This window comes from Moraxella catarrhalis, from assembly GCF_001632285.1.
GTDB classification, from domain to species: Bacteria; Pseudomonadota; Gammaproteobacteria; order Pseudomonadales; family Moraxellaceae; genus Moraxella; species Moraxella catarrhalis.
In genome coordinates, this window is sequence record NZ_LWAH01000014.1 from 189,775 (window position 1) to 204,522 (window position 14,748).

Below are 14,748 nucleotides of genomic sequence, written 5' to 3' on the forward strand. Positions count from 1 at the left end.
AACAAGTGGCTTCAAGCAACTTGTTGTTTTTCTTAAGGACGGCATCGGCATTTTGCTGATGGATAATGAAATTTAAATTTAAAATGACCTATGGAGTGACTTATGAGCTTAATTAATAAATTAAATGAACGCATTACGCCGCATGTCTTAACTTCGATTAAAAATCAAGATGGCGATAATGCTGATAAATCTAATTTGTTAACCGCATTTTATACCATTTTTGCAGGACGCTTGAGTAATGAAGATGTGTATCAGCGTGCCAATGCTTTGCCTGATAATGAGCTTGAGCATGGGCATCATCTGCTCAATGTTGCTTTTAGTGATGTTTCAACTGGTGAAGATCAGATTGCTTCTTTGAGTAATCAATTAGCCGATGAATATCATGTTTCGCCAGTAACGGCACGCACCGCAATCGCAACGGCAGCACCTTTGGCTTTGGCACGCATTAAAGAGCAAGCAGGTGCATTATCTGTACCGTCTTTTATTCGTACTCAATTGGCTAAAGAAGAAAACCGTTTGCCAACTTGGGCGCATACTTTATTGCCAGCAGGGCTATTTGCAACCGCTGCCACAACCACCGCCGAGCCTGTAACGACAGCCTCTGCTGTTGTGAAAGAGCCTGTCAAACCAAGTGTTGTGACAGAACCAGTTCATCCAGCTGCGGCTACCACCCCAGTCAAAACACCAACTGCCCAGCATTACGAAAACAAAGAAAAAAGTCCTTTTCTAAAAACGATTCTACCGATTATTGGATTGATTATTTTTGCAGGCTTGGCATGGCTTTTGTTAAGAGCATGTCAAGACAAACCAACACCTGTTGCGGCACCTGTTGCGACAGATACAGCACCTGTGGTAGCGGATAATGCTGTACAGGCAGACCCAACACAAACAGGTGTTGCCCAAGCACCTGTAACGCTTAGCTTGTCTGTTGATGAAACGGGTCAAGCGTTGTACTCGCACCGTGCTCAGGTTGGTAGTGAAGAGCTTGCAGGTCATATCCGTGCAGCTATTGCTCAAGTCTTTGGCGTACAAGATTTAACCATTCAAAATACCAATGTACATACCGCTACGATGCCAGCGGCAGAATACTTACCAGCAATTTTGGGTTTGATGAAAGGTGTACCAAATTCAAGCGTTGTGATTCATGATCATACGGTACGCTTTAATGCAACCACGCCAGAAGATGTAGCAAAACTGGTAGAGGGTGCTAAAAATATTCTACCCGCTGATTTTACTGTAGAAGCAGAACCTGAACTTGATATTAATACTGCGGTTGCCGATAGTATTGAAACAGCGCGTGTTGCTATTGTTGCTTTGGGTGATACGGTTGAAGAAAATGAGATGGATATTTTAATCAATGCATTAAATACCCAAATCATTAACTTTGCTTTAGACTCAACCGAAATTCCCCAAGAAAATAAAGAAATCTTGGATTTGGCTGCCGAAAAATTAAAGGCAGTGCCTGAAACAACTTTGCGTATCATTGGTCATACAGACACTCAAGGCACGCATGAGTATAATCAAGATTTATCAGAATCTCGTGCTGCTGCTGTTAAAGAGTATTTGGTATCAAAAGGTGTTGCTGCTGAACGCTTGAACACTCAAGGTGCAAGTTTTGATTATCCAGTTGCATCAAATGCTACCGAACAAGGTCGCTTCCAAAACCGTCGTATTGAGTTTGTACTTTTCCAAGAAGGTGAAGCAATTACTCAAGTCGGTCATGCTGAAGATGCACCAACACCTGTTGCACAAAACTGATCATTTTGTTATTGGTTATGAGTTTTAGATTGGGCCAAATGAATGATAATATACCAATCTTACAAGTACTTTTAATAACCAAAACCAACCGTAATCAACCCAAGAACCAAATTACCCATCGGTCATTTGGTTCTTGGGTAGTTTTTATTGGCTCTCAATATATGATGTAGACCAATTTGACCCAAAATAGATCAGAGTTTGGGTCTTGGATTTGCGACCATATCGTATAACTGACATATCTTGAACACAAAAAAGCATAAAATGACAAAATTGGTATTATTCAATAAGCCTTACGGCGTGCACAGCCAGTTTAAAAAAGATCATGACGGCATGATCACTTTAGCGGATTTTATTGATGATAAAACGATGCGTGTGGCAGGAAGATTAGATAAAGATTCAGAAGGGCTATTATTATTGACTGATAATGGTAGGCTCAATCACGCCATCACAACGCCACCAACTGCCAAAAATGCCAAAGATAAGTATACAAAATGTGCCAAGACTTATTTGGTGCAAGTAGAAAATATTGCAACAAACGTACAAATACAGGCATTGGAACAAGGTGTGATGCTAAAAGATGGGAAAACTTTACCCGCCAAAGTACAAAAACTTGATGAAAACGAACTACCGATTCGTTTATGGCAGCGAAATCCACCAGTCCGCCAGCGAGTAAATATCCCAACCACATGGCTTAAGATAACCATTGTTGAAGGTAAAAATCGACAAATACGCCGCATGGTTGCCCATGTTGGTTTGCCCTGCCTAAGGTTAATCCGATCACAAATAGGCATTTGGCAACTGAATGGCTTGGCAGTGGGTGAAAGCCGAGTTTTACAGTTAGACCAGCAAACATTACTTAAATTGGGTCTGTCAGCTCAGCCAACACCCAAGCAAAATAAGCCAACCAACTTGATATCAAGCAACACAAAGGGAGCGGTCAATCCAAAATCTGGTAAAATTCATTTGTTAAAAAAACCATCTTGGCGTGTCCGCCCACCTAAGTTTCGTGCTTAATAGTTATTAGCTCAACTTGTTAAATCAGCAAAATTCAGCCATAAACCGCCATCACCTTCAAGTTTAACTGTTTGGTGTATGGTTTTTTGGTTGTTAATGGTAAATGACAACAGTTCATCTCGCCGAAACGCGTGTACGGTTAATGGCGAGCCTGTGGTATTTTGATGCTTAACCAGCCGATTGAGCAATGCTGATGTTGCTTTTAGCCCATCAATTGCAATGATGGTATCATCATAAGATAGTCCCGCATGGCTTGCAGCAGATTGACGGCTGACATGAGTGATGGTCAGTCCATGGGCATGTTCATTAAAGCTTATGCCCCATGTTTTATGTTTATCCTGAAACTTAGCTTGAATGGCAAATTTTGTAAAATAATCAGTCAATGGTAATGGATCGACACCAATGACATAGCGATGATAAAAATCTTGCCAAGCTTCTTGCCCCATCATTTGAGCGATGATCTCGCCTAGAATCTGGGTGGTCAGCCCAAAGGGTTGGTTATTTGTTTTTATATAACAGGCTTTGATGACATCAAACAGACGATATTTGCCGTCTGTTTTATCCATCAGCATCATATCAAGCAATAAGGCAACCAATGCACCTTTATTATAGTAACTGATGCCTTGATTGTTGGTATTTTCATCGGTACGATATAGCTTAATCCAAGCATCAAAACTGGATTCTGCTACGCTTTGATGTAACAAGCCTTCTGTTTGTTGATAGCGATTAATTTGTGCCGTAATGAGTTTTAAATAGCTGGATTTATCAATCACACCTGAGACTAAAAGCATTAAATCATCAATGTAGGAAGTGAAGCCCTCAAATACCCATAAAAGTGGCGTATAAGCCTCTTCGGTGAGTGTATTGTTCATCATCACATCAGGCTTGACTGTTTTTACCCACCATGCGTGAAAATATTCATGGCTACATAGCCCAAGAAAGCGTTGATAATGCTCATTTGGGATTTGGGGTTCGTCAAAAGCAGGCATATCGCCACGAGGACTGATTAAAGCTGTTGAATTGATGTGCTCAAGTCCACCATAGTCTTTATCTGTTACCATGGTCATAAAAGTGTAATCTACAAAGGGAGCATCGCCCAGCCAATTGACATAGCTTTGGCAAATTTTGGTTAAATCAGCCTTTAGGCGATGCAAGTTGCCATGATGGCGACCTGCCAAAAAAAATCGGTGTGGCAGGCAAGTTTTTTTATCTTTGATAATCTCAAAGCTGATTTCATCTTGGTTGCCAATTTCAAAGGGAAAGTCAAAATACTCAAAAGCTGCCAAGCCATTAAAACGATATTCAAGCCCATCACTCGTGCTGGTTTGCTCAAATTTTAAGCCACAAGCAATTGTGCATTTCAGATGGTTTGCCAAAAATGTCTTTGGTACAAACAGTGTGATATTAGCTTGAGTCTGTTTATTTGCCTCTGGAAGTAATAATAATGAGGTAAAATTTCCAAAAATACGCGTAGCATCAACGAATGCTGTACGCACTGATAGATCTCGGCAGTACACTTCATAGTGTATGGTAATATCATCACCTTGCTTGGCATTTGGCAGTACGAATGTTTTTTTGTCAATTTTTTCGGCACGATGGCGTATTAGGCTATCACCGATTTGATAATACACTGTGGTGATATTTTTACTAAATTCACGGATTAAGTAACTGCCTGCAATCCATGTTACCATAGAAAAAGCAGGAGTATCGCTTAACGCTGTGTGATGAATGCGTATATCGGCTAAATGTTCATTAAACCGCTCAAAACTGATGTGGTAATTTAGGCTCATTGTCTTTTTAAAACTCATTGATGGATTAGAATTACTGTGGATTTGACCATATGACTATTTAATTAATGGCTTAATTTAATGGCAATTTGCCAAGCTCATCATGTTAAGATGAGTTTGAAGGAATCATGGATTGTTTTTGGTATCAATCATTTTGGCAGTCATGACATTAAACAATGATTATATCAAAAAAAATTATATCAAAAAGATTATATCAAAAATGCCAAATAGATGAAATGACTGATTTGGTACCATAAAATATCGTATTTTTAGAACTTTTTTATCAAGTATTGGATAAAAGGTGTTTTTTTGGCATATTTTTGCTACAATGGTAATTAAAATTTGTCATTTGACAGCTTTGGCACCCGCCTAAGCGATGGCAATTTGTTTATCAGGAATTTCTTATGACAACCATTAACAAAGATACTGTTGTACAATTCAACTATACCTTAACCAATGCCGAAGGTGAGATTCTTGACCAATCACGAGATCAGCCATTGGTATATTTGCACGGGCATCATAACATTATCCCAGGGCTTGAAAAACAGATGATGGGTAAATCAGCAGGCGATACATTTAAAGTAACGATTGCCCCTGAAGATGCTTATGGCGAATATGTTCAAGAAGCAGTACAAGAAGTACCACGAGCCAATTTTCAGGGTGTGGATAACATTGAAGTGGGCATGCAATTTCAATCACAAACGGATGATGGTCATGTGATGCTTGTCACTGTTAAAGATGTGAATGATGAGATTGTTGTGGTTGATGGTAATCATCCTTTGGCAGGCGTTGAGCTGACTTTTGATGTTGAAATTGTTGAGGTTCGTGCGGCAACAGCTGATGAAATTGCCCATGGTCACGCACATGGTGCAGGCGGTCACCAACATTCATAACTTTAAGTTAGCCTGACAAAAAACCCAAAGCATCATTTTGGGTTTTTTATTTACCATCATTGTCATAATTATTTTACAAATATGATTAACCTTATAGTTAATAATCAAGCATCCAGTTTCGTCGCAGTATTTTATGCCTGAGTAAATTGGATTAAGTGAATTTTATTCATCTTCTTTAAAAAATATTTCGCTTTTATTTAGATTAAAAATACGGTTTAATATCTCATCTTTAAATTTTAGCCAAGAGGTAACAACATGACCACACAATTTCAATGCCGAGTGCATACTCAGCGTTTTGATGAAAACTATGAGCCAGCGACCAGCACTCGTTTGACCACCAACTTTGCCAATCTGGCTCGTGGTGAAAATCGCAAAGAAAATCTACAAAATGCCATCAGAATGATTAACAACCGTTTTAATGATTTGGCACATTGGGACAATCCGACAAATGACCGTTATTCGGTACTCATTGACATTGTGTCTATTGATGTTGATGTGGCAGGTAAGGGCGAATTTTTCTCAGGATTAGAATGGCTAAAAACATCTGTGGTTGACCACAAAACAGGCAAAACCACCCCTGGCATCATTGGCAACAGCTTTTCATCATTTGTTCGTGATTATGATTTTAGCGTATTGCTTCGTGAATATAATAAGGATAAGGCTGAATTTAGTGTGCCAGAGGGTTATGGCGATTTGCATGGCAAATTGTTCAAATTCATGATAGCATCCGAAGAATACAAAGCCCATTCCAAAAAAGCACCCGTACTGTGCCTAAGCGTGGCGACCACTCGCACTTATCACAGAACCACCAACACGCATCCGATTTTGGGCGTGGAATATGTGCAAAATGATTATTCATTGACCGATGAGTATTTTGCCAAGATGGGCTTAAAAGTGCGTTATTTTATGCCCCCAAAATCGGTTGCCCCTTATGCGTTTTATTTTGATGAAAATGCTGATTTGTTGAACGATTACACCAATTTAGAACTCATCAGCACCATCGCCACCATGGAAGCATTCCAAAAAATCTATCGCCCAGAGATTTATAATGCCAATTCGGTTGCAGGTCAGATATACAAGGGCAGCTTAACTTATGAAGATTATGCTGTGCCAAAAGTGGATTATGACCGTGTGGAGCGTAATGATTTGGCAGTCAAACAAGGCAAAATCGCCGAAGAGCAGTTTATCAAACCATATCAAGAGATTTTGGATGCTTGGCTTGCCGAAAAATAAGCGATAAGTATTAATCAATCAGCCGATGAATGTTTATCGGTTGGTTGATTAAAATTTTTGGTATAATGGCAAATTTAGTTTAGGAAAATATAATGAGCAAAATTTTACTTCCCACATCCACCGCAGGCAGTTTGCCAAAACCATCTTGGCTTGCTGAACCTGAAAAACTGTGGTCAGAATGGAAATTTGAGGGCGATGAGTTATTACAAGCCAAACAAGATGCTCTGTTGGTGTCGCTTGCTGAGCAAACCCATGCAGGCATTGACATTGTCAGCGATGGCGAACAGACTCGTCAGCATTTTGTTACCACATTCATTGAGCATTTGGATGGCGTAGATTTTAATCAGCGTGAAACTGTTCGCATTCGCAACCGCTATGATGCCAGCGTGCCAAGCGTGGTAGGTGAGGTGTCTCGCCCAAAATCGGTATTTGTAGACGATGCCAAATTTTTACGCGCTCATACTGACAAACTCATCAAATGGGCATTGCCTGGCCCTATGACGATGATTGATACTTTGTATGATGGTCATTACAAAAGCCGTGAAAAGCTCGCGTGGGAATTTGCCAAAATCCTAAACGAAGAAGCCCGTGAATTAGAGGCGGCAGGCGTGGACATCATTCAGTTTGATGAACCTGCGTTTAATGTATTTTTTGATGAGGTGAATGATTGGGGTGTTGCAACCTTAGAGCGTGCCATCTCTGGGTTAAAATGCCAAACAGCGGTGCATATCTGCTATGGTTATGGCATTAAGGCAAATACCGATTGGAAGCAGACACTTGGCAATGAATGGCGACAGTACGAGGAGAGTTTCCCAAAACTTCAACAATCAAAAATTGACATTGTCTCATTAGAGTGTCAAAATTCACATGTGCCAATGGATTTGATTGAACTCATTCGTGGCAAAACCGTCATGGTGGGTGCAATTGATGTGGCAACAAACCAAATTGAAACGCCTGAGCAAGTGGCAGATACGCTTCGTAAGGCGTTACAGTTTGTGGACGCTGATAAATTATACCCATCAACCAACTGTGGCATGGCACCCTTGTCTCGCACAGTGGCTCGTGGCAAGCTCAATGCCCTAAGTGAAGGGGCGGCGATTGTTCGCCGTGAACTGCTTGGTAAATAACTAAGATTAAAACTGAGTTTGTGAAACCGTGCTTATTAGCAAAAAATTTATCATAAGTCAGTTTTGAATACAAAAATAACTTTAAGGGTGTATCAACTACATCCTTTTTAATTTTAAATGGGAAAATCATGGTAGAAAAATTAATTTTTAAAGATGCCATGGCGCGCCTAGCTACTGCTGTTCATATCGTCACTACCGATGGCGATACAGGTCGTCATGGGTTTACCGCATCGGCGGTATGTAGTGTGACAGATTCGCCACCGTCACTGCTTGTGTGTATGAATGCCAATGCTCGCTCTTATGAACATTTTATCGCCAATCAAATATTGGCAGTTAATACTTTATCCGCTGAGCAGGCACATTTATCAGATGTTTTTGCATCACCACTTGAATCAAAGGCACGATTTGAGCATGCTGATTGGAGTGTGTTAAGTACAGGCGCACCAGTTTTAACAGATGCTTTGGTTAGTTTTGATTGTGAAATTCAAACCATCCAAGATGTTGGTACGCACAGTATTTTTATTTGTAAAATTATCGCCATTCGAAAAGGTGAGAATGAAAAGCGCAGTTTGGTTTATTTTGATAGGCAATATCATAAAATAGGTCAACCAGTTGCCATTGACAGACAGCCTGCATCGCCTCAAGTTCAAAAAGTGGACTAAAAGTGATTTGATGATGAACAAGAAAAAGTTTTTAAGCCTTGGTCGTTGGCCGGGGCTTTTTTCTGTAAATGACAAAGAATAGTCAAAGATGGCATTAGATATCATACCAAAATTATTGCTATACTATGTCACTATGTTTTTTAATATTAAATCAATCTATCGGAATAAAAATCATGACTTTGCAATCACCTAATGATTTTGATCAAGCTGGTAAAACTTCCCACATGCAACGCTTTTTAAAAGGTGTTGAGTGGTTGGGGAATTTATTGCCCCATCCTGTGGTTTTATTTATTTGGATGTCGGTCATTTTACTGGGATTATCAGCCATCTTATCTGCCATGGATGTTGCTGTCATTGACCCACGCCCTGAGGGTGCCAAAGGTCGTGCTGAAGATGGCATGATTTATGTTGTCAATTTGCTCAATGGCGAAGGCTTGGCAAAAATTGTTGAAAATTTAGTCAAAAATTTTACAGGGTTTGTGCCTTTGGGTACCGTGCTGGTGGCCTTACTGGGTGTGGGTATTGCTGAGTATTCTGGAATGATTTCAGCGGCACTGCGTGGCATGGTTATGAATGCCCCCAAAAAAATAGTCACTTTAGTCGTGGTATTTGCTGGTATTATGTCAAATACTGCCGCTGAGCTTGGCTATGTGGTACTAATTCCATTGGCTGCCATGATTTTTCATGCTTTAGGAAGACACCCTTTGGCAGGTTTGGCTGCTGCTTTTGCAGGTGTTTCAGGCGGTTATAGTGCCAATTTACTGCTTGGTACGGTCGATCCATTATTATCAGGTATTAGCCAAGAAGCTGCCCGTATCATTGACCCAAATTATATGGTTGGTGCAGAAGCCAATTGGTATTTTATGGTAGTCAGTACTTTTTTAATCAGTGCCTTGGGTTACTTGGTTACTGAAAAAATTGTTGAACCCAGTCTTGGTAAATACAACCCCCATGATGCTGATGACCCTACCGTGCTTGATAATAAAATTGAGCAGTTAAATGCCCTTGAGAAAAAAGGTCTGGTTTGGGCGGGGGTAAGTATGCTGATTTTTTGTTTACTGTTGGCATGGACGGTTGTACCAGAAAATGGTATTTTAAGACATCCTGAAACAGGACTGATCGCAGGGTCGCCATTTTTACATGGTATTGTTGTATTTATTTTTGTATTTTTTGCCATCCCTGGCTATATCTATGGCAAAGTGACTGGCAGTATTAAAACAAATCAAGATGTTGTCAATGCGATGAGTCAAGCAATGAGTTCATTGAGTATGTATATTGTGCTTGTGTTCTTTGCTGCACAGTTTACCGCTTTTTTTAATTGGTCAAATTTAGGATCAGTAATGGCGGTGTCAGGTGCTAATTTTTTAAATGAGATTGGCTTAACAGGACCTTTGCTACTGATTGGATTTATTTTAATTTGTGCCTTAGTGAATTTGATGTTAGGTTCAGCATCGGCACAGTGGGCGATTACGGCACCAATTTTTATTCCGATGCTGATGCTAACAGGCTATGCACCTGAGATGATTCAGGCTGCTTACCGCATTGGCGACAGTACAACCAATATCATCACACCGATGATGAGTTATTTTGGATTAATCATGGCAGTTGCAATTCGTTATAAGAAAGATACGGGTGTTGGTACTTTAATGGCGATGATGTTACCTTATTCGATGATATTTTTGTTCGGTTGGATGCTGTTATTTTATCTTTGGGTATTTGTATTTGGTTTACCTGTCGGTCCAGGTTCGGCAACCTATTATCACATGGGCTAAATCAGAAAGACTAAAAGTTATTTGAACCTAAAAAAGAGATAATTTTTGGTTGTAAGTTAGTCATTCATTTAAAACTTATTAATTTTATTATTTTTAGTTTTATAAATTTAATTAAAGATATTTAAAATTATCGGTAGGCTCATGAATCAAATTTTGAGATAATAGCTTTGTTGGAGCAAGTTTGGCTAAATCTCTTAGCCCATTAATGGTTTATATTCAAGATATTAATGATTTGATGGCTATTAATCAGCTGACCTAGTAAGCCAACTTTGGTATACTAAAATTCTAAAATTCATTAACCCACCGAATAGGAAGGAAAATTATGAGTGAAATGAAATGCCCTTATGACCATACCCACTTGACCATGAGTAATGGCGCGCCTGTTATTGACAACCAAAATTCAATGACCGCAGGTGCTAGAGGGCCACTGCTTGCCCAAGATTTATGGCTCAATGAAAAATTAGCCGACTTTGCCCGTGAGGTCATTCCAGAACGCCGCATGCACGCCAAAGGCTCAGGCGCATTTGGCACATTCACGGTAACGCACGACATCACCCAATACACCCGTGCTAAGATTTTTAGTGAAGTTGGCAAAAAAACTGAGATGTTCGCTCGTTTTACCACCGTAGCAGGCGAGCGGGGGGCGGCGGACGCTGAGCGTGATATTCGTGGTTTTGCCTTAAAATTTTATACCGAAGAGGGTAATTGGGACATGGTGGGTAATAACACGCCTGTTTTCTTTTTAAGAGACCCAAAAAAATTCCCTGATTTAAATAAAGCGGTCAAACGAGACCCGCGCACCAACATGCGTTCTGCCACCAATAACTGGGATTTTTGGACACTGCTGCCAGAGGCGTTTCATCAGGTTACCATTGTGATGAGCGACCGTGGCATTCCTAAATCTTATCGTCATATGCACGGCTTTGGCTCGCACACTTATAGCTTTATCAATGCTGACAATGAACGCTTTTGGGTCAAATTTCACTTTCGCACCCAACAAGGCATTGAAAATCTAACCGATGCCGAAGCTGAAATGGTGGTTGGTAAAGACCGTGAGAGCAATCAGCGTGATTTGTTTGATGCCATTGAGCGTGGCGATTTCCCAAAATGGACAATGTATGTGCAAATCATGCCAGAAACCGATGCCCAAACTGTGCCTTATCACCCATTTGATTTAACCAAAGTGTGGCCAAAAGGCGACTATCCGCTCATTGAAGTGGGTGAGTTTGAGTTAAATAAAAACCCTGAAAACTTCTTTTTAGACGTTGAACAATCCGCTTTTGCCCCAAGCAACCTAGTCCCGGGCATCAGTGTGTCCCCTGACCGCATGCTCCAAGCACGCCTATTTAACTATGCTGATGCGCAGCGTTATCGTTTGGGCGTCAATCGTAACCAAATTCCAGTGAATGCCCCACGCTGTCCTGTGTACTCAAACCAAAGAGACGGACAAGGGCGAGTGGGCGATAACTATGGCGGTCGTCCGCACTATGAACCGAACAGTTTTGGACAATGGCAAGACCAGCCGCATTTGGCTGAACCAGCATTAAAAATTCATGGCGATGCTAAGTTTTGGGATTATCGTGAGAATGATGATGATTATTTTAGCCAACCCAGAGCCTTGTTTGAGTTGATGAGCGATGAGCAAAAACAGGCGTTGTTTGGTAATACGGCTCGTGCGATGGGCGATGCCCCTGATTTTATTAAATACCGCCATATCCGTAATTGCGATAAATGCCACCCTGATTATGCCATGGGTGTGGCCAAAGCGTTAGGCCTTACGGTTGAAGATGCCAAAAATGCCCGCGAGACCGACCCTGCTCGCCATCTGCCCAGCTTTTTATAATTCACGATAATCATAAAAAGCTGTTTAGATATGAACACCCCAAAAGCTAACTTTTGGGGTATTTTTTATGGTTAAGTTCAATCATGATACAAAATCCGCCAATAAATTGACGGATTTTGTATTTAGCCACCGAAGTCATCTAATAAGATATTTTCATCTTCGACACCCAGTGATTTGAGCATACTGATGACAGCAGCATTCATGACTGGAGGCCCACACATATAGAATTCACAATCTTCTGGTGCAGGATGGTCTTTTAGGTAATTTTCGTATAAGACATTGTGGATAAAGCCAGTATAACCTTCCCAGTTATCTTCAGGCTGGGGGTCTGACAGTGCAACATGCCATTCAAAGTTGTCAAATTCTTCTGCCAAGCCATCATAATCTTCTACATAGAACATTTCACGCTTTGAGCGAGCACCATACCAAAACGAGATCTTACGAGTTGATTTTAGGCGTTTTAGCTGGTCAAAAATGTGCGAACGCATAGGTGCCATACCAGCACCACCGCCGATAAAGACCATTTCGGCATCGGTATCTTTGGCAAAGAATTCACCATAAGGACCTGAAACGGTAATCTTATCGCCTGGTTTTAGGCTGAATACATAAGATGACATCTTACCTGGTGGAACGCCTTCAGGAGCTCTTGGCGGCGGACTTGCGATACGGATATTAAATTTAATAATACCTTTTTCTTCTGGATAGTTTGCCATTGAATAGGCACGAATGACAGGTTCATCAACTGTTGATGTGTAACGCCATAAATTAAAATTATCCCAATCTTCATGATATTCTTTGGCGATGTCAAAATCTTTATAATGTACAGTATGAGACGGTGCTTCTAGTTGCACATAGCCACCAGCACGAAACGGTACAACTTCACCTTCAGGAATTTTCAAGGTCAACTCTTTAATGAATGTTGCAACATTATCATTTGAAATAACTTCACATTCCCATTTTTGTACATCAAAAAATTCTGGGTCAATCTCAATCTTCATATCTTGTTTGACCGCCACTTGGCATGCCAAACGCATATTGTCACGGATTTCACCTTGAGTAAAATGCCCCTCTTCGGTGGGCAAAATTGAACCGCCGCCTTCAGTGACTTTACAGCGACATTGCCCACATGTGCCACCGCCACCACATGCTGAAGATAAAAATATGCCTTCGTTAGCAAGGGTTTGTAGTAGCTTACCACCTGCGGGAGTAACCACATCATTATCTGGATTGTCATTAATGCGGATGGTGACATCACCAGAACTCACCAGCTTGGAGCGAGCCACCAAAATGACAGCAACCAAGCTCATGATAATAATGGTAAACATGATAACACCGCCAATTGCGGTACCAAATTCCATGATACTTTCTCCTATCTATTTATAGCGACATACCGCCAAATGACATAAAGCCCAAGGACATAAGCCCAACGGTAATAAAGGTGATGCCAAGACCACGAAGCGGTGCAGGTACATCTGAATATTTAAGCTTTTCACGAATCCCTGCAAGTGCAGAAATCGCTAATGCCCATCCCAAACCTGACCCAATACCATATACAATAGACTCACCAAAATTATAATCACGCTCAACCATAAACAATACACCACCCATGATGGCACAATTCACTGTAATCAAGGGTAAAAACACCCCCAAAGCGTTGTATAAAGACGGTACAAATTTATCCAAAAACATCTCTAAAATCTGTACTGTCGCAGCAATCAATGCAATATAGCTTAATAATCCCAAAAAGCTTAAATCAACATTAGGATAGCCTGCCCATGCCAAGGCACCGTCTTTTAATAAGAATTGATACAATAAGTTGTTCAATGGCACACAGATTGCCATGACGGCAATTACTGCAACACCTAAACCAATTGCCGTTGATACTTTTTTAGATACTGCCAAAAAGGTACACATGCCCAAAAAGAAAGCAAGTGCCATATTCTCAATAAATACTGAGGTGATAAATAAACTGACATAATGTCCCATCAGTGACCTCCTCCGTGTGATAAGCCTTTAGATTGAGGTTTCATGATAAATTCAGCAGCTTCTTGCTGGTCTTTTTTCCAAAGACGAATAATTGCAATAAAACCTGCAATCACAAAGAATGAAGAGGGCGGTAGTAACAACAAACCATTGGGAATATACCAGCCACCTTCGGTGATTTTTTCAAGCAAAGTAATACCAAACCAGCTGCCATTACCAATGACTTCACGGACTGTTGCCACAAAAATCAATACTGCTGAATAACCAAGTCCATTACCAATACCATCTAAAAAGCTTGGGATGGGTGGATTGCTCATGGCAAAGGCTTCAGCACGACCCATGACGATACAGTTTGTGATGATTAAGCCGACAAATACCGATAATGAACGGCTGATTTCATAAGCAAAGGCTTGTAAAATTTGGTCAACCACGATCACCAGTGAAGCGATAATCACCATTTGTACGATAATACGAATGGATGAGGGGATTTTGTTACGGATAATGGAGATAAAGAAACTTGAAAATGCTGTAACTAAGGTTAATGCGATACACATGACCAAAGCGTTTGCAACACTTGTGGTAACCGCAAGTGCTGAACAAATACCCAAAATTTGTAGTGCAATTGGGTTATTATTAAAAATTGGTGTCGTTAAAATACTTTTGGTATCAGCCATGA

General features: G+C 40.6%; 12 protein-coding genes. 8 read left to right on the top strand and 4 right to left on the bottom strand.

Annotation, left to right across the window (positions count from 1 at the left end):
- Window positions 1–102 precede the first annotated feature (102 nt).
- Both A4U55_RS06180 and A4U55_RS06185 read left to right on the top strand, forming a co-directional pair.
- Entirely contained in the window at window positions 103–1,758 is a 1,656-nt protein-coding gene (locus tag A4U55_RS06180) for an OmpA family protein (protein WP_063454125.1), read from the top strand.
- A 261-nt stretch (window positions 1,759–2,019) separates the two neighbouring features.
- The gene (locus A4U55_RS06185; protein ID WP_003657749.1) at window positions 2,020–2,772 is read left to right on the top strand and encodes a pseudouridine synthase; all 753 of its coding nucleotides are present in this window, start codon (window positions 2,020–2,022) and stop codon (window positions 2,770–2,772) included.
- Window positions 2,773–2,783: 11 nt separating this feature from the next.
- Here A4U55_RS06185 and A4U55_RS06190 read toward each other — a convergent pair whose 3' ends face one another.
- Window positions 2,784–4,562, bottom strand: a complete 1,779-nt coding sequence (locus A4U55_RS06190; protein ID WP_063454126.1) for a M61 family metallopeptidase — start codon at window positions 4,560–4,562, stop codon at window positions 2,784–2,786.
- Between the two features lie 401 nt (window positions 4,563–4,963).
- On the opposite strand from A4U55_RS06190, the gene A4U55_RS06195 reads away from it, so the two are divergent.
- The 6 genes from A4U55_RS06195 (at window position 4,964) to A4U55_RS06220 (ending at window position 12,089) form a co-directional block, all read left to right on the top strand.
- Window positions 4,964–5,452, top strand: a complete 489-nt coding sequence (locus A4U55_RS06195; RefSeq protein WP_003657752.1) for an FKBP-type peptidyl-prolyl cis-trans isomerase — start codon at window positions 4,964–4,966, stop codon at window positions 5,450–5,452.
- Between the two features lie 255 nt (window positions 5,453–5,707).
- On the top strand, window positions 5,708–6,685 hold the full coding sequence (locus A4U55_RS06200; protein ID WP_003657753.1) for a DUF1852 domain-containing protein: 978 nt from the start codon (window positions 5,708–5,710) through the stop codon (window positions 6,683–6,685).
- A 92-nt stretch (window positions 6,686–6,777) separates the two neighbouring features.
- Window positions 6,778–7,812, top strand: a complete 1,035-nt coding sequence (locus tag A4U55_RS06205; protein WP_003657754.1) for a methionine synthase — start codon at window positions 6,778–6,780, stop codon at window positions 7,810–7,812.
- Window positions 7,813–7,940: 128 nt separating this feature from the next.
- Complete coding sequence (locus A4U55_RS06210; protein ID WP_003657755.1) at window positions 7,941–8,474, top strand: flavin reductase family protein; 534 nt, start codon at window positions 7,941–7,943, stop codon at window positions 8,472–8,474.
- Window positions 8,475–8,647: 173 nt separating this feature from the next.
- Window positions 8,648–10,246 carry an AbgT family transporter gene (locus A4U55_RS06215; RefSeq protein ID WP_003658468.1) on the top strand — a complete coding sequence of 533 codons (1,599 nt, stop codon included), beginning with the start codon at window positions 8,648–8,650 and terminating at the stop codon, window positions 10,244–10,246.
- A gap of 322 nt (window positions 10,247–10,568) precedes the next feature.
- Entirely contained in the window at window positions 10,569–12,089 is a 1,521-nt protein-coding gene (locus A4U55_RS06220; protein ID WP_003657757.1) for a catalase, read from the top strand.
- Window positions 12,090–12,211: 122 nt separating this feature from the next.
- Here A4U55_RS06220 and nqrF read toward each other — a convergent pair whose 3' ends face one another.
- From nqrF to A4U55_RS06235, 3 genes are read right to left on the bottom strand one after another with little or no spacing between them, the layout of a single operon-like run.
- Complete coding sequence (nqrF, locus tag A4U55_RS06225; RefSeq protein WP_063454127.1) at window positions 12,212–13,447, bottom strand: NADH:ubiquinone reductase (Na(+)-transporting) subunit F; 1,236 nt, start codon at window positions 13,445–13,447, stop codon at window positions 12,212–12,214.
- Window positions 13,448–13,466: 19 nt separating this feature from the next.
- Entirely contained in the window at window positions 13,467–14,075 is a 609-nt protein-coding gene (gene nqrE / locus A4U55_RS06230) for an NADH:ubiquinone reductase (Na(+)-transporting) subunit E (RefSeq protein WP_003657760.1), read from the bottom strand.
- Complete coding sequence (locus tag A4U55_RS06235; RefSeq protein WP_003657762.1) at window positions 14,075–14,746, bottom strand: NADH:ubiquinone reductase (Na(+)-transporting) subunit D; 672 nt, start codon at window positions 14,744–14,746, stop codon at window positions 14,075–14,077. The genes nqrE and A4U55_RS06235 overlap by 1 nt, the downstream gene beginning before the upstream one ends.
- Between the last annotated feature and the right edge of the window lie 2 nt (window positions 14,747–14,748).